Here is a 15,392-nt window from a genome sequence, read left to right as displayed (position 1 = left end):
TGTGTATAATGACTGTATAAACAACAAGCAGTCGGTATACAGAAATGAACATATGTGCTTTCCGATTGTACATGCATAGGAGTTGAACTGCGATGGAAGCTATGATGCGCAATCTTTTCCAATCGATGGCCAAAAGCAGATCGGCGAACCGGCTCGCCAAAAAATACGGTCTCCGCTTTGGCGCGAGCCGATTTGTCGCCGGCGAAACGATCGCCAAGGCGATCGAAGCGGTCCGGGTGCTGAACCGGGAAGGCCGAATGGCCACACTCGACCATCTGGGCGAATTCGTATTCACGGAAGCCGAGGCGAAAGAATCGACGGAAATGTGCTTGCAAACGTTGGATGCGATTGCAGCGGCGGGCGTGCAGTCGAACCTGTCGCTCAAAATGACGTCGCTTGGCCTCGATATTAGCCGGGAGCTGTGCATGCGCAATATGCGCTGCATTCTGGAGCGGGCGAAGCGGTACGGCAATTTTGTCCGCATCGATATGGAAGACTTCGGCCATTGCCAAATGTCGCTCGACATTTACCGGGAGCTTCGCCAAGAGTACGATAAAGTCGGCATCGTCATTCAAGCGTACCTATACCGCTCCGAACAGGATGTCCGTGATTTGGGATCCCAGTATGATGCGAACCTGAGGCTGGTGAAGGGCGCTTACAAAGAGCCGGAGTCGGTTGCTTTTCCGAACAAAAAGGATGTCGACGGCAATTTCTTGAATCTCCTTAAGCTTCACTTATCCGGCGGCCATTATACGGCAATCGCTACGCACGACGAAGCGGTCATTAACGAAATCATCGGCTACATTGGCGAGAACAACATTTCTCGCGAGCAGTTCGAATTCCAAATGCTCTATGGCATCTGCGTCGACCTGCAGAAGAAGCTGGTTAACGAAGGTTACCGCGTTCGCGTCTATGTTCCTTACGGCATCGATTGGTTCGGTTATTTCATGCGTCGTCTGGCGGAGCGTCCTGCCAATGTCTGGTTTGTCCTAAAAAATATGTTCAAGTAAGAAACAAGACGTATAAAAATATTTTACAAGTTGAAGGGAGCTTACTTACGATGACCCAATCTCAAAAAAGCTTTGCCGCACCGACTCCATTCCGCAACGAACCATTCGTCAACTTCGCGCTGGAGGATCAAAAACAAGCGATGCTCGCCGCGCTGGCCAAAGTGAAAAGCGAAATCGGCGGCGATATCCCGCTCGTGATCGATGGCGAACAGATCCATACGGAAGACCGCATCGTATCGATCAACCCCGGCGATCTTGATCATGTGATAGGCCGCGTCAGCAAAGCGACGCAAAGCCATGCCGAGCAAGCGATGCAAGCCGCGGCCTCCGGCTTCGAGACATGGAAGCGCGTTCCGGCAGCCGAGCGGGCGTCGTATTTGTTCCGCGCGGCCGAGCTGATGCGTGAGCGGAAGCATGAGTTCTCCGCGCTGATGGTATACGAAGCGGGCAAAAACTGGGCGGAGGCCGATGCCGATACGGCGGAAGCGATCGACTTCATGGAGTATTACGCGCGTGAAATGCTGCGCCTAAGCGAAACTTCGATCCGTCAGCCGCTTGTCAAAATCGACGGCGAGGACAATCACTTGACCTATATCCCGCTTGGCGTAGGCGTTGTGATTCCGCCTTGGAACTTCCCGCTGGCGATTTGCGTCGGTATGGCGACGGCGGCGATCGTGAGCGGCAATACGGTTGTGCTGAAGCCGGCATCGACGACGCCGGTCATCGCCTATAAGTTCGTTCAATTGATGGAGGAGATCGGCCTGCCCGCAGGCGTGCTGAACTTCGTGCCGGGCAGCGGGGCCGAAATCGGCGATTATTTGACGAAGCATCCGAAAACGCGGTTTGTCAGCTTCACCGGCTCCAAGGAAGTCGGCCTGCACATCAACGAACTGGCGGCCAAGACGGCACAGGGGCAAATCTGGATGAAGCGGATCGTCGCCGAGATGGGCGGCAAAGACGGCATCGTCGTTGACGAAACGGCCGATATCGACGCAGCCGCGCAAGCGATCGTCGCTTCGGCGTTCGGCTTCCAAGGCCAGAAATGCTCGGCGGGCTCCCGCGCGATCATCGTCGAAGACGTCTATGAGCAAATCGTCGCCAAAGTCGGCGAATTGACGAAGCAATTGCAGGTCGGATTGCCGGAGATGAACTATGCCGTCGGGCCGGTTATCGACAAAGGCTCCTATGAAAAAATTCTCCGTTATATCGAAATCGGCCATGAAGAGGGCTATCTTGTTGCAGGCGGGGGCAAAGCGGAAGGGAACGGCTATTACATTCAGCCGACCGTATTCGCCGACGTGAACGGCAAAGCGCGCATCATGCAAGAGGAGATTTTCGGACCGGTGCTGGCGCTAGCCAAGGCCAAAGACTGGCGCGAAGCGATCGAGATGTACAACGATACGGAATTCGGCTTGACCGGCTCGTTCTTCTCCAAGGACGAGGAGCGCATTGCCGAAGCGCTGGAAACGATGCATTGCGGCAACCTGTATATTAACCGCAAATGTACGGGAGCGCTCGTAGGCGTCCATCCGTTCGGCGGCTTCAATATGTCGGGCACGGATTCGAAAGCGGGCGGGCATGATTATTTGCTGCTGTTCACGCAAGCAAAATTGACTTCGCGCAAGCTGTAAGGCAACAGAAACGGTGTAGAAGCAGAGCATAGAAGCAGTGCAAATAGAAGTGAATCAGTTCCACGAAGCTGCTCCATACAATGTACATGCAAAAAAGACCGGTAACGCGGGGATCGATTCGATCGCCCGCTACCGGTCTTTTCGTTGCCCACAAAAATATGGTAGAGGTAAGAAAGGGATTTCTGAAATTCAGCTATTATTTGCTGAATTTATGGAACAAACGAAGCGTTCGAGTGGTATTCAGAAATTAATTTCTGCTTTTAGCCAAAAATTTCTGAATTTCAGCCAATTTTTTCTGAATACAGACCTGGCCTTACTTATCGCTGCGTTCTCCGGTAGGGAAGGAAGTTCTGGATCAGCTGGCGCATGAAAGCGTCCATCGTAGCGCTCAAATACGCGTCCTTCCGGTAGACGATGCCGATCGTCTGTTGCGGCGTCGGATTCACGATGCGCAGGAAGCGGACGCGGCTCGTGTCGGCTTGCTTGGCGAAGGAACCGGGCAGCACGGCGGCGCCGAGTCCGAGGCTGCTCATATGGAGCAGCGAGTCAAGGGTCGACATCTCGACCGTAGGCTTCGGCAGGAACCCGGCTTCACGGCAATACCGGTCGATCATTTGGCGGACATGGAACTTGCGTGGGAGCAGCACAAGCGGCACTTCTTGAAGAAGCCCAAGCTCCACCTGCGGCGCCGAGGCAAAAGGGTGATCCACCGAAACGACAAGACGCAGCTCCTCCTCGAACAAAGGGATGCTCTCCAGCTGCTCGTCGTGCAAAGGCAAGAAAACAACGCCGATGTCGAGCTGATTATGCAGCAGCCGGTCCTTCGTCTCCTCTGTCGCCAGCTCCAGCACCGACATTTCGATGCCGGGATAACGCTGGTGGAACGCGATGACGGAGGCGGTCAGCAGATGATTGCCCGAGCAGCCGATCCTGAGGCTGCCGCGCTGAATGCCCTGAAGCTCCGAGATGGCCGTCGTTGCTTGATCCAGCTCGTGGAAGATCCGGCGGCTATGGTGGAGCAGCAGCTGCCCCGCTTCGGTGATGTGCGTTTTTTTGCCGATCCGGCGGAACAGCGGCGATCCGATTCGTTCTTCCAAGACGCGGATTTGCTGGCTCAACGTCGGTTGGCTGATGCCGAGCCTTTCGGCGGCTTTCGTGAAATGAAGCTCCTCGCACACGGCGATAAAATATTCCAGCAACCGATGCTCCAATCCGATCGCCCCCTTTATACGATGCCCCGGTCCGGCGCTCACCCGTTTATCCTTTCCATTGACATTTCGACCATAGATGTTGACAATAATTATAATAGTTATCATTGTATTGATCAATCAACAGACTCTATCTATAGTAAAAGTATCAGAAGAACCAAAAGGAGGAAGTACAGATGAGCAACAACATCAATATCATTCGTTCGGAATCGCCCAAAGCAAAGCCGGACGAGAACAATCTCGGATTCGGCAAATATTACACGGATCATATGCTCGTGATCGAATATTCGAGAGAACGCGGCTGGCACGACGCAACGATTCAGCCTTATGCGCCGATCGTGCTTGATCCGGCGGCGATGGTACTTCACTACGGCCAAACGATTTTCGAAGGGTTGAAAGCGTTTCGCACAAAGGAAAACGACATCATCCTGTTCCGTCCGGACAAAAATATGGAGCGGATGAACCGTTCGACCGACCGATTGGAAATGCCGCAGGTGGACGAGGAATTCGTCGTCGAGGCGATCAAAGCGCTTGTTGAAGTGGAGCGCGACTGGGTTCCTTCCGCGGAGGGAACATCGCTGTACATTCGTCCGTTCATCATTGCAACGGAGCCTTGCGTCGGGGTGCGGCCTTCCGATTATTACAAGCTGATCGTCATTTTGTCGCCGGTTGGAGCTTATTACGCCGACGGCTTAAAGCCGGTCAAGATCAACGTGGAGTCGAAGTATGTCCGCGCCGTGCGCGGCGGTATGGGGGATGCGAAAACCGCAGGCAACTATGCGGCCAGCCTGAAAGCACAAGCGGAGGCCAAAGAACAAGGGTATGCCCAAGTGCTGTGGCTCGACGGGGTTGAGCAGAAGTATGTCGAAGAAGTCGGCAGCATGAACGTCTTTTTCAAGATGGACGGCGAGGTTGTGACGCCGGAGCTGAACGGCAGCATTTTGCAAGGGGTAACTCGTGATTCGGTGATCCAGCTGTTGAAGCATTGGAACGTTCCTGTCGTCGAGCGGAGAGTATCCATCGAAGAAATCGAAGCGGCGCACGCCGAAGGCAAGCTGGAAGAAGTGTTCGGCACGGGCACCGCGGCGGTCGTATCGCCGGTCGGCGAATTGAACTGGAAGTCGCCGCTTACGATCAACGGAGGCAAAATCGGTGATTTGACGCAGCGTCTTTATGACACGTTGACAGGGATTCAAACAGGCAAGCTGGCCGATCCTTTCGGCTGGACGGTACGGCTCAAGCGGGATTTGACGATTTCGAACAAATAGTATTCTTCTATTGAATTTTGCTTTGATATTTCGCGGCGAATCCTGTACATTCTATAGAAGCAGGTTAATCACTTCATAGAAAGAAAGAGATGGATGTCGTGAAGTATCATGTATCTCCTGCACCGCAAAAATATTTGGTGCTAGGATTCGCAATTATTATAATCATCGGTGCGTTTTTGCTATCTTTGCCGATTTCATCGAAATCCGGCATAGGGCTTAAGTTTATCGACGCTTTATTCACGGCAGCCTCGGCCACTTGTGTGACGGGGCTTGTTGTCGTTGATACGGGCACCCAGTTCACGCTGTTCGGGCAGATCGTCATGCTCGTTATGGTCCAGCTCGGAGGGCTTGGTTTCATGACGATGACGACGTGGTTCGCCGTCATGCTGCGGAAGCGGGTTACGCTGCGGGACAGGCTTATCCTGAAAGAGTCGATGAATCAGTCTTCGCTGGAAGGGCTCGTCCGGCTCGTACGCAAAGTCATTTTGTATTCCATGGGGATCGAATTTGCAGCAGCCGTCTTTTTCGCCATTCGCTGGTCCTACGAAATGCCTGCGGGCAAAGCAATCTATTTCGGCATCTTCCATGCCGTATCCATTTTTAATAATGCCGGCTTCGATTTATTCGGCGGACTCACGCCCTATGTGGACGATTACATGATTAATGCGGTGTCGATCGTACTCATTATTTTGGGCGGGATCGGTTTTATCGTCATGTCCGACATTATCGAATATCCGAAGACGCGCAGGTTGTCGCTGCACAGCAAAGTGGTGCTTTATGCATCGGGCGTACTTGTCGCCCTGGGTGCCGTCGTCATCTTTATATTCGAGTTCACGAACATGCGGACGATGGGGATGCTCGATTTGGAGCATAAAATTCTTGCCTCGTTCTTTCAATCGACAAGCCTTCGTTCATCCGGGACGAGTACCGTCGATATATCGCAGCTGCGGCAGGCGACGCAATTTTTCATGATCATCCTGATGTTCATCGGAGCGGCGCCGGGGTCAACCGGAGGCGGGATCAAAATCACGACGTTTGTCATCCTGCTGGGTGCCGTCATCACGATGATTCGCGGCCGCGAGGACGTCGTTTTATTCCGCAACCGTCTCGCCAAGGAGCAGACGTATAAGGCGGTTACGGTAACGATGATCGGGCTGTTTCTACTCGTTGCGTCGGTGCTCGTGCTTTGCATGATCGAAAGCAAGCCGTTTCTGGCGATCATGTTCGAGGCTGCGTCGGCTTTCGGCACGGTGGGTATGAGCATGGGGATTACGGCCGATTTGACGGTGGCGGGCAAAATATTCATTATTCTGATGATGTTCGCGGGGAGGCTCGGGCCTGTGACGCTCGCGTATGCGATCCAGATGAAGCCGGAGAAACAGCTGTACCGTTATCCGGAGGGCAAGATCATTATCGGCTAGCTCCGAAATGATAAAAACCGTTGTGAAACTGACGCGAGTCGGTTTTCCAACGGTTTTTTTCGTAGAGCACGGATGGTTTGTCTCGGTGTGCGGGTTATCCGAGCCCCAGTTCCTTCATCTTGTTGTACAGCGTGCCCCGCGAGATGCCCAGAAGCTTGGCGGCGGCGCTTTTGTTGCCATAGGTTTTGGCGAGCGCCTCCTCGATCAAAGCCGCTTCCTGCTGAGCGGATCCGCGTGCATGAAGCAGCGTTTCGGCGGCGAAGGACTCGATGCCGGTAACCTTATCTTCCGGGGTGATGTCCGCGGGCAGGTCGTCCAGCGTGACGATGCCGTTATCGTGCAGCAGCACGAGCCGTTCCGCGATTTGCTGAAGCTCGCGCAGGTTGCCGGGCCATTCGTAATTGAACAACGCCGTCATCACGGGCGTCGTCAGCTTCGGCAGCGGCTTCTGGTACTTCGCGCTGAATTCGCGCAGGAACACCGTCATCAGCCCCGGGATGTCGGTTGTCCGCTCGCGCAGCGGCGGGATGCCGATCTGGGCGACGTGAAGCTTGTAGTACAGCGCATTGTGGAACCGTCCGTCCTTCCACTTGTCGTACAGCGCCGCCGTCGCGGAGGCGACGATTCGCGTGTCTGCGGCTGTCGGCTGATTCGCCCCGACGCGCTGCAGCTGCCCCTCCTCGATATACTGGAACAGCTTCAGCTGCAGCTCCGGCGGCATCTCGTCGATGTCCTCGATCAGTAGCGTCCCGCCGTCGGCCGCTTCCAGCCGGCCTGGCTTGCCGCTATGATCGGCGCCGGAGAACGCGCCGCCCTGGTAGCCGAACAGTTCGCTTTCAAGCGCGCCGGCCGGGTATGCGGCGCAGTTCAGCGTCAGCAGCGGGCCGTCCTTACGCTTGCTCGATTCGTGGATGAGCCGGGTGATCATTTCCGTCTCCGACCCCGGCTCACCGATGAGCAGCACCGGACTATCCGTCGGCGCCACCTTGCGCGCAAGCCGTATCGCTTGCTGGAGCCCGACCCCGGCCGCCTCAAGCACCGATTCCGCGAGCCGTTCCTGCTCGAGCCAGAGCGGCGCCGCGTATAGCTCTTCGTTCAGGCGAACGATTCGCGTAATGTCGTGCTCCGTCGCGACGCCGCCGATAATGACGCCGTTCTCGACGATCGGCGAAGCGTTGATCAGCACGTGCTTGTCGGCTGTCGGCTGGTGGTACACTTGCCGCACTTCGCGCCCTTCATCCAATACGCCGTACAGCATAATCGACTCCGTCTGGAAATGCTCGCCGATCGTACGCCCGACGATACTCACCCGGGCAATACCATACGTCTCCTCTGCGGCCCGGTTCCAATACAATACTTTGCCGTCCTTGTCGACGGCGGTTACCGCATCACCTACGGTCTCTATGATCGTATGCAAATAAGCGGCCAGCCGTTCGCGCTCCGCCTTCCAGTAACGCACCATTGCCGTGGGGCTGACGACGCCCGCGTACGGATGGTTCCCTTCTTCATCGACGACAAGAACGGGCACGGACCAATCCGTATCCCGTTCGATCAGTTCATCCGGTCTGCAAATTGGGGAAGGGATAACCAACCCTGTATGTATAAACCCTGTTAGCAGCGATTGCTGCGCATTCTGTTCGGCAAGCCGCCTCAGCGTTTCGACTCGCAGAACGTAGGGCTGTTGTTCGTGTGTAATGACGATATAGGCTTGTCCCGCACAACGAGACAACGCCTCGGCCGCGGAAAGCTCCGCAGCCACTACGATAAAAGACCGATCGATCGGCGGCAGTTGCATCTGACCCATAATAGCCGTCCTTCCTTGACATGCATCGTTAATTCGAGTGTACCACAATTGGACTGCGCATAAAACAGCGCCGAACAAGCACACTAGAACGGAGGGGGGATTGCCATGAACGCTGCCGCCAAGCTGAATCTTACAATCGTCATTGCAGCATTGGTATGTACCGCCTGCGGCGGATCCAGCGACCGTTCGAACAGCATGAAGCCGTCGCATTCGGAAACGAAAGAACCGTTATCGTCCCTGGACGAGTTGAATCATAAGCTGAACCATGCGGCATCGAACATGCATTCCCAGTCGCGACGCTCGGCGGAGCCGGAATTTCGGCCTCCGCGTTTTCGGCTGCAAGCAAGGGCGGGTAACAAGGAGGAATCGAAGACATCCACTTCCGGTTCGGGCACAACCGGCCGACGGAAGGCTTCTGATGGCGTGCTGAACGTACCGAAGCTGCAATTACAGCCGCCGTCCGGTTCATCGTCCAAGCCGTCTGCGAAAGCGAAATCAAAACCGGACATCAAACCAAAACCGAAGAAACGATCGTTGCCGGTACATCAATTGCAGATGTCGCAACGCCGCCTGTCGTTGTCCGAGTTGAGGGTTAAATATTCGGGCTTCTTCAAGGTGCACGGGGCTTCCAATCTAAAACGCGTTGCCCTCACGTTCGACGATGGGCCGGATTCCGTGTATACTCCGCAAATCTTGGATATTTTGAAGAAGCATCGCGTCAAGGCAACCTTTTTCCTGCTCGGTTCCCGGGCGCAAGAGAATCCGAACGTCGTGCGGCGCATCGTGAATGAAGGGCATGTCATCGGCAACCATTCGTTCAATCATCCGCTTTTTACAAAAATATCGGTGCCTAACTTCGAGCAGCAAATCGAGCGCACTCAGCATGTGCTATCCAGCCTTATCGGCTATAAACCAAAGTTGGTTCGCCCACCCTATGGGGAAATTACGGAGCCGCAGCTGCGATGGATGAAGCGGAACCATTTTGTCGTCGTGAACTGGGATATCGATTCGTTGGATTGGAAAGAGCTGAACATGCAGCAGGTAACGGATAACGTAATCCCGTACATTCACCCTGGTGCAATTATCCTGCAACATTCGGCCGGGGGAAATCGTCAAAATTTATCAGGAACGGTAAAAGCGCTGCCCCGTATTATTCAGAAGCTGAAAGACGACGGATACCGGATCGTCACCGTCCCTCAATTGCTGCATATTCCGCCGAGCCAATAACGAGAAACACCGACTTTTGCGTTGAATCAAATAGAAAACAGCCGCTAAGCAAATGCTTAACGGCTGTCCTAACGGAATTAAGTATGATTACTTTAAAATGTACACTTTAACGTCTTGAAAGCCAAACATGTTGACCTTGCTTTTCGAACCGGGAATAAAGATGTCGATTCGCTTACCTTTGATCGCTCCGCCCGCATCGCTTGCGGTTGCAATCATGCCGCCTTTAGGCAGGCCAGCGAAGTCGTATCCGGTAATAAACAGTTTCGTGCCGAAAGGAATGACCTTCGGATCAACGGCGATCGTACCCAGCTTCAGCGCATCCCCGAAATAATCGACGGCTCCATAACCGCCATTCTCCGACGGATCTGCGGAGTAAGCGGATGCAACGACGTCAAACGATTTTCTAAACTCGTACGCTTTGCCCGAAGGGGTAATGATCGTGTTATCATCCGCGGCGGATGCGATCTTGACAGGCTTGGACGATTCTTTGGCCGTAAAGGTTGGAGCTTTCGCCACACTGTTTTTGGTCGGCAATTGAATCGTTTGCCCCTCCTGAAGGTTTAGCGGGTCTACGCCTTTGTTCGCAGCAAGCACGCTGCTTAGCGGCAGCCCGTAAGCTTGGGAAATCGTCCAGAACGTATCGTCCTGTTTGATGCGATACTCCTCGGCAAATGCCGAAACCGAAAAGGTTGTTAGAGCGAAGGCCCCCAGAGCAATGCTGACTAGCGATTTCTTGATCGTTTTGATATTCATTTATGTGCTCCTTTTAAATAAATTGCCTACGAGGTTAGTTGTCGGGTTCGGGTTGAGGATACAACCCTGTGCGTTGCCGCGCTTCACCCCAAATGGCTTGTCTTTATGTAAACAAACCATGAAAAATCATCCCCCGCACCTTTATAATGGAATCTTATAAAAGTTTCGGCCTTTTAGTAGGCTAACATATCATTTCTATGAATTGAACCCCACAAATGTTTACAGTGGAAATGTATGTAAATGAAAAATGATAGATGCAGTGACTGGAATGAAAGGGCTTACGAATGGTAATAAACGCTCAATTGCTTGAGGGGAAAGGCGTTTGAGGCCGGACCATGAGGGAATCTGAAGGGCGTGTTACTAGGCTTGTAAGACTCGCATTCTGGCAAACATTACATATTGAATTTAAGGTAAAATTGTAACTGAAAATAAAGCGTAAAAAGGCGCACAGGCCGTAAGTACGGCTTGTACGCCTTTCATTGTGCGCGTTAGAAGCTGCTTATTCCGCAACCAACCAGCGCACGGACTTCGCTTCGAGCTCGCGCTCCCATTCTTTTGGTGCCGCCGTATCGCAGATGATCGTATCGATATCCTTCAGGTCGGCGATTTTGTAGAATGTGTTCACGCCGATTTTGGAATGATCGGTCAGCGCGATCGTTTCCGAGGAGTTCTCGATGAACTTGCGGACGATCATCGCCCGGTCCGTATCGTAACAGGTCATCCCTTTGCCTAGCATCATACCGTCGATCGAGATAAACGCTTTGTCCGCCGAAAAATGCTCGATCATATTTTCCGCTAGCGCGCCGGACGTCCGGTAATGCTTGGGATTGACCTTGCCGCCGATGAAAAACACTTCGCCGTTGAAGCTGCCCTGATTTTGCATGTCGATCAGCAGGTTCAGCGCATTGATGGAGACGGTGATGATCTTCAAGTTCTGCACATGGCCGATAAAATGAAGCAGCTGTACGGGGGTTGTCCCGTCGTCGATGATGATCACGTCGTTCGGCTGCACGAGAGAAGCCGCGGTTCGTCCGATTCTGCGCTTCTCCTCGATGTGCATGATTTCGCGTTTCATATGAGGCGGCTCTTCGCGCTCCGTCTTGATGCTGATCGCGCCGCCGTATACTTTCTTCAGCTTGTTTTCCTCTTCCAGCTCCTCCAAATATCTGCGTACCGTTTCGGAAGAAACTTGAAGCTGCTCAACGAGCTCGTTCGTTTTCACTTTGCCGTGCAAATGGAGCTGTTGAAGGATGAGTTCTTTCCGCTCTTCGCCGACCAATGACATACATGCAGCCTCCTTGTCGGTCTATCAATCTGTGAACGATTAACAACTTTTGCACACTCGTGACTTTAGTCGTGAGTTAGAAAGCTTCGGATAGGGGTGTTAGTTGATTTCTGACCACGCTATCTATCCAATTCATGTGTAATTCAATAATAAATTTATATCATCAATGTCATTAAAAGTATATGAAAACTCTTTTTATACGAACATAAGTTTGGTATAATGGAATCAGTCAAGCGTTTGCACGATGCGTTTGGAGTATTATCTGGTACCCTCTTATTTTGTAGCGACTGTAAGCGAACATACAGAAGAACAAAACAGAATCAGTAAATGGGGTGAGCAGGATTGCTAGTAAACAAAGCTTTCAAGTTCCGCATTTACCCGACACCTGAACAGTCAACGCTAATAATTAAGACGATCGGATGCAGCCGATTTGTGTTCAATCGCTTTCTCGCGCTATGGAACGACACCTTCAGAGAAACAGGAAAAGGATTAAGCTACGGTTCGTGTTCAGCACAGCTAACCAAGCTAAAACAAAAGCTGGAATGGCTCAAGGAACCCGATAAATTTGCTTTGCAAAATGCACTGCGAAATTTGAGCGATGCATACAGCCGTTTTTTCAAAAAACAAAACGATGCCCCCAAATTCAAAAGCAAAAAGAATCCTGTCCAGTCGTACCAGACAAACTTCAGCAATGGAAATATAGCCGTTATCGGCAACCAAATCAAGCTGCCGAAACTTGGACTCGTGAAGTTTGCCAAAAGTCGTGAAGTCGAGGGACGTATTATTAATGCCAGCATTCGCCGCAGTGCATCCGGTAAATATTTTGTATCTATCCTTACGGAGGTAGAAACTCAGGAATTGCCAAAGACCGGCAAAGAAATTGGAATCGACATGGGCTTAACGCACTTTGCTACGTTGTCTGATAGAACGAAGCCCATCCGAAACCCGAAATTTTTTCGCACGTTAGAGAAAAAGCTGGCCAAAGCACAGCGGCGACTGTCCAGAAGGAAAAAAGGCGGCAGAAACTACCATAAAGCTAAAGTAGCTGTTGCACGTATCCACGAGAAAATCTATCACAGAAGAAAAGATTACTTGGATAAGATCTCAACGCAGATTGTCAAAAACCACGACATGATTGTGATTGAGGACTTGCAGGTCGTGAATATGCTCAGAAACTGTAAACTGTCCAAAGCGATCAGCGAAGTATCCTGGTCCCTATTTCGCTCGATGCTAGAGTATAAAGCGAAATGGTATGGCCGCATGATTGTTACGGTGGGCAAAGCGTTCCCATCTTCGCAATTATGCTCCTGCTGTGGCTTCAAGAACAAAGACGTGAAAGACCTAAATTTGCGTGAATGGGACTGCCCTGAATGTGGAGCGCATCACGACAGAGATTATAACGCCAGTCTAAACATACTTGCCGAAGGTAAAAAGCTCCTTACTGTGTAATCCTTACACGAACTGTCGGGACGACAGGGTTAGCTTGGTAAACTTCTCTTCAGTAGAAGAGACTACCCAAGAATCTCGTGCTTTAGTCACGGGAGGTCCAATATACAGAATTTGGTGGATGGGTTCAACCGAATTCCGACAAACCTAAACACTATTCATGATAAGGCGTAAGCGTCATTATCGCAACAATCGCCTACCAGAAGCGGGCCGTGCCTACTGCTTCGAGCAGCCTCTCGATATCGTCCGCATGGACGTCGCCGATATTGCCGATGCGGAATGTGTTCGCCGAGGTGAGCTTGCCCGGATAGATGACGAAGCCTTCTTTCTTAAGACGCGCGTAGAATTGTCCGAAAAACGCGGCTTGCTCCGTAACGGAACCCATGTCAGGCTCATAAAAAGCCGTGATGATCGGCGATTGGTACTCATCCGGCAGCAGAGCCGGGCAGCCGAAACTTGCCATTCCGGCAACAAGCTTGCGTTGATTCGTCGAATAGCGCTCGTAGCGAGCGGCGACGCTGCCTTCGGCTTCCAGTTCGGCCAGCGCTTGATGGAAAGCGCGGACGACATGCGTCGGCGATGTGAAGCGCCATTTGCCGTTGCCTTTCTCCATCGTCGCCCACTGGTCGTACATATCGAGCGACAGGGAGCGGGCTTGGCCCTTGCATTGCTGCAGCGCTTCGGTTCTTGCGATGATGAAGCCGAATCCCGGCACGCCTTGGATGCACTTGTTGGCACTGCTGATGAGGAAATCGATGCCGAGCGTCGCCACGTCGATCGGGATGCCGCCGAAGCTGCTCATCGCGTCGACGATCAGCACTTTGCCGTGCGATTTGACCACGGCGGCGACTTCGCGGACCGGGTTCAGCATGCCGGTCGTCGTTTCGCAATGCACGACGGCGACGTGCGTAATCGCCGCGTCCGCGGCAAGGGCTTCGGCGACACGCGCCGGATCGACCCGATCGACTTCACCGAAGTCGATGACCGCATGGTCGATGCGCAGCACGCCGGCCATCTGCGCGATCCGCTGGCCGTAGGCGCCGTTCGCGAGCACAAGCAGCTTGCCGCCGTCCGGCAGCGCCGTGCCGATGACGGATTCGACGCAGAACGAGCCACTGCCTTGCATCAATACGGACGTGTAGCCTTCCGGGGATGCCGTAGCCAGCTGCACCAGCTTGGCGCGTACATCCTGCACCAGTCCGTTATAGTCGTTATCCCACGTGCACCAGTCGCGCAGCATGGCGGCTTTGACGGTTTTTGTCGTCGATAGCGGACCCGGCGTCAGCAGCAGATACGGATTGTCGGGGAGCTCATGAGTCGTCGTCATAAGGAATCCATCCTCTCGATAATATATATTTTTTTTATAGATTGAATTGAGTTAAAAGAATAGTTTCGTGGCGCGGCTTACGGACGCTCGCCCTTGGCCAAGCGTTCGTTGATCTGCTCGATGACGTTCGGCAGCTCACCGATTTCATAAATCGTATAATGCGCCCCCGCTTGCTTGAAACGCTCCGTGACGATCTCCACTTGTGCCGCCAGTTCGGCCGGATCGCACGATTGAACCTCCGCGAGGCTCATGCCGAGCTCACTTCCGCCCGTGACGACGCCGACGGACCATACGCCGGCGTTCGCGCCTTCTTGAACGTCGCTCACCGTGTCGCCGACCTTGACGATATGCTTCATTGGATATACGCCAAGCTGCATTGCGTTCGAATAGATCATCCAAGGGTACGGGCGTCCTGCCGGCACTTCGTTTGGCGTGACGAGCACATCGGGCGCGTAACCGCGCTTGCGGGCTTCCGGCGCAACGATGTCCATCATCGCCGCCGTATAGCCGGTCGTCGAACCGATCTTCAGCCCGTCTCCGCGAAGCCGGTCAACGAGCTCCAGAATGCCCGGGATCGGCTCGGCGTAGTTCGGCAAAATTTCGAACAGCAACGGCTCAAAATCCGCATATAGCGCATCTACATCGGATTCGTTAGGCAATTGGCCGAATCGTTCCTTCCATAGCGCGGCAATCCGTTCCATCCGGCAAATCGCTTGAATGTGATCGCGCTTCAAGAGACCCATCGGACGGCGGGCTTCCTCCGCCGTCACCTCGATTCCGCGTATGCGGAAAACTTCGATAAATACGTTCAGCGGGGCGAAGCAGCCGTAATCGACCGTTGTGCCGGCCCAGTCAAAAATAACAGCTTGATTCATCGTAACGCTCCTTTTCTTTTCCGTTTTTTCCGTGCATGGGTTCAGTATACGATTCGAATGTTAACCCAGTATTAATTCCACGTAAAAATGTGATATTCCTTCATTGTTTGTTGGTTTTCGTTGCGAATGGAGACAAA

General features: G+C 53.0%; 13 protein-coding genes and 1 riboswitch. Of the genes, 7 read left to right on the top strand and 6 right to left on the bottom strand.

Annotation, left to right across the window (positions count from 1 at the left end; genetic code table 11):
- The first annotated feature begins 92 nt into the window (after positions 1 to 92).
- From AC0LWM_RS04910 to AC0LWM_RS04900, 3 genes are read left to right on the top strand one after another with little or no spacing between them, the layout of a single operon-like run.
- Positions 93 to 1,010 carry a proline dehydrogenase family protein gene (locus tag AC0LWM_RS04910; protein WP_474673782.1) on the top strand — a complete coding sequence of 306 codons (918 nt, stop codon included), beginning with the start codon at positions 93 to 95 and terminating at the stop codon, positions 1,008 to 1,010.
- A gap of 50 nt (positions 1,011 to 1,060) precedes the next feature.
- Positions 1,061 to 2,641 carry an L-glutamate gamma-semialdehyde dehydrogenase gene (pruA, locus tag AC0LWM_RS04905; RefSeq protein ID WP_474673781.1) on the top strand — a complete coding sequence of 527 codons (1,581 nt, stop codon included), beginning with the start codon at positions 1,061 to 1,063 and terminating at the stop codon, positions 2,639 to 2,641.
- Between the two features lie 37 nt (positions 2,642 to 2,678).
- Positions 2,679 to 3,011 (top strand): hypothetical protein, encoded by a 333-nt coding sequence (locus AC0LWM_RS04900; RefSeq protein WP_474673780.1) that lies wholly within the window; start codon positions 2,679 to 2,681, stop codon positions 3,009 to 3,011.
- Here AC0LWM_RS04900 and AC0LWM_RS04895 read toward each other — a convergent pair.
- Positions 2,959 to 3,852, bottom strand: coding sequence for a LysR substrate-binding domain-containing protein (locus tag AC0LWM_RS04895; RefSeq protein WP_474673779.1), 894 nt, complete (start codon positions 3,850 to 3,852; stop codon positions 2,959 to 2,961). The genes AC0LWM_RS04900 and AC0LWM_RS04895 overlap by 53 nt on opposite strands.
- Before the next feature lie 173 nt (positions 3,853 to 4,025).
- Between AC0LWM_RS04895 and AC0LWM_RS04890 the strand changes: the two genes are divergently transcribed.
- Complete coding sequence (locus tag AC0LWM_RS04890; protein WP_474673778.1) at positions 4,026 to 5,117, top strand: branched-chain amino acid aminotransferase; 1,092 nt, start codon at positions 4,026 to 4,028, stop codon at positions 5,115 to 5,117.
- Between the two features lie 89 nt (positions 5,118 to 5,206).
- On the top strand, positions 5,207 to 6,538 hold the full coding sequence (locus tag AC0LWM_RS04885) for a TrkH family potassium uptake protein (RefSeq protein WP_474673777.1): 1,332 nt from the start codon (positions 5,207 to 5,209) through the stop codon (positions 6,536 to 6,538).
- A gap of 94 nt (positions 6,539 to 6,632) precedes the next feature.
- Here the strand turns inward: AC0LWM_RS04885 and AC0LWM_RS04880 are convergent, their stop codons facing one another.
- On the bottom strand, positions 6,633 to 8,342 hold the full coding sequence (locus AC0LWM_RS04880) for a sigma-54 interaction domain-containing protein (protein ID WP_474673776.1): 1,710 nt from the start codon (positions 8,340 to 8,342) through the stop codon (positions 6,633 to 6,635).
- A gap of 105 nt (positions 8,343 to 8,447) precedes the next feature.
- On the opposite strand from AC0LWM_RS04880, the gene AC0LWM_RS04875 reads away from it, so the two are divergent.
- The gene (locus AC0LWM_RS04875; RefSeq protein WP_474673775.1) at positions 8,448 to 9,569 is read left to right on the top strand and encodes a polysaccharide deacetylase family protein; all 1,122 of its coding nucleotides are present in this window, start codon (positions 8,448 to 8,450) and stop codon (positions 9,567 to 9,569) included.
- A gap of 87 nt (positions 9,570 to 9,656) precedes the next feature.
- Here the strand turns inward: AC0LWM_RS04875 and AC0LWM_RS04870 are convergent, their stop codons facing one another.
- Positions 9,657 to 10,322 carry a 3D domain-containing protein gene (locus AC0LWM_RS04870; RefSeq protein ID WP_474673774.1) on the bottom strand — a complete coding sequence of 222 codons (666 nt, stop codon included), beginning with the start codon at positions 10,320 to 10,322 and terminating at the stop codon, positions 9,657 to 9,659.
- A gap of 8 nt (positions 10,323 to 10,330) precedes the next feature.
- A riboswitch (cyclic di-AMP (ydaO/yuaA leader) is annotated at positions 10,331 to 10,503 on the bottom strand.
- 318 nt (positions 10,504 to 10,821) lie between these two features.
- Positions 10,822 to 11,607 carry a DeoR/GlpR family DNA-binding transcription regulator gene (locus tag AC0LWM_RS04865; RefSeq protein WP_474673773.1) on the bottom strand — a complete coding sequence of 262 codons (786 nt, stop codon included), beginning with the start codon at positions 11,605 to 11,607 and terminating at the stop codon, positions 10,822 to 10,824.
- Between the two features lie 342 nt (positions 11,608 to 11,949).
- On the opposite strand from AC0LWM_RS04865, the gene tnpB reads away from it, so the two are divergent.
- The gene (gene tnpB / locus AC0LWM_RS04860; RefSeq protein ID WP_474673772.1) at positions 11,950 to 13,056 is read left to right on the top strand and encodes an IS200/IS605 family element RNA-guided endonuclease TnpB; all 1,107 of its coding nucleotides are present in this window, start codon (positions 11,950 to 11,952) and stop codon (positions 13,054 to 13,056) included.
- Between the two features lie 193 nt (positions 13,057 to 13,249).
- Here tnpB and phnW read toward each other — a convergent pair whose 3' ends face one another.
- Positions 13,250 to 14,380 carry a 2-aminoethylphosphonate--pyruvate transaminase gene (gene phnW, locus AC0LWM_RS04855; protein WP_474673771.1) on the bottom strand — a complete coding sequence of 377 codons (1,131 nt, stop codon included), beginning with the start codon at positions 14,378 to 14,380 and terminating at the stop codon, positions 13,250 to 13,252.
- Positions 14,381 to 14,457: 77 nt separating this feature from the next.
- Complete coding sequence (gene phnX, locus AC0LWM_RS04850; protein ID WP_474673770.1) at positions 14,458 to 15,255, bottom strand: phosphonoacetaldehyde hydrolase; 798 nt, start codon at positions 15,253 to 15,255, stop codon at positions 14,458 to 14,460.
- Positions 15,256 to 15,392 lie beyond the last annotated feature (137 nt).

Source organism: Paenibacillus sp. sgz302148, from assembly GCF_056120465.1.
This window is presented reverse-complemented; position numbering and strand designations above follow the sequence as displayed.

Coding starts and splice junctions, on each gene's coding strand:
- AC0LWM_RS04865 (WP_474673773.1), bottom strand. CDS start 11,607: ATGTCATTGGTCGGCGAAGAGCGGAAAGAACTCATCCTTCAACAGCTC.
- AC0LWM_RS04880 (WP_474673776.1), bottom strand. CDS start 8,342: ATGGGTCAGATGCAACTGCCGCCGATCGATCGGTCTTTTATCGTAGTG.
- pruA (WP_474673781.1), top strand. CDS start 1,061: ATGACCCAATCTCAAAAAAGCTTTGCCGCACCGACTCCATTCCGCAAC.
- phnX (WP_474673770.1), bottom strand. CDS start 15,255: ATGAATCAAGCTGTTATTTTTGACTGGGCCGGCACAACGGTCGATTAC.
- AC0LWM_RS04885 (WP_474673777.1), top strand. CDS start 5,207: ATGGATGTCGTGAAGTATCATGTATCTCCTGCACCGCAAAAATATTTG.
- AC0LWM_RS04870 (WP_474673774.1), bottom strand. CDS start 10,322: ATGAATATCAAAACGATCAAGAAATCGCTAGTCAGCATTGCTCTGGGG.
- AC0LWM_RS04910 (WP_474673782.1), top strand. CDS start 93: ATGGAAGCTATGATGCGCAATCTTTTCCAATCGATGGCCAAAAGCAGA.
- phnW (WP_474673771.1), bottom strand. CDS start 14,380: ATGACGACGACTCATGAGCTCCCCGACAATCCGTATCTGCTGCTGACG.
- AC0LWM_RS04875 (WP_474673775.1), top strand. CDS start 8,448: ATGAACGCTGCCGCCAAGCTGAATCTTACAATCGTCATTGCAGCATTG.
- AC0LWM_RS04890 (WP_474673778.1), top strand. CDS start 4,026: ATGAGCAACAACATCAATATCATTCGTTCGGAATCGCCCAAAGCAAAG.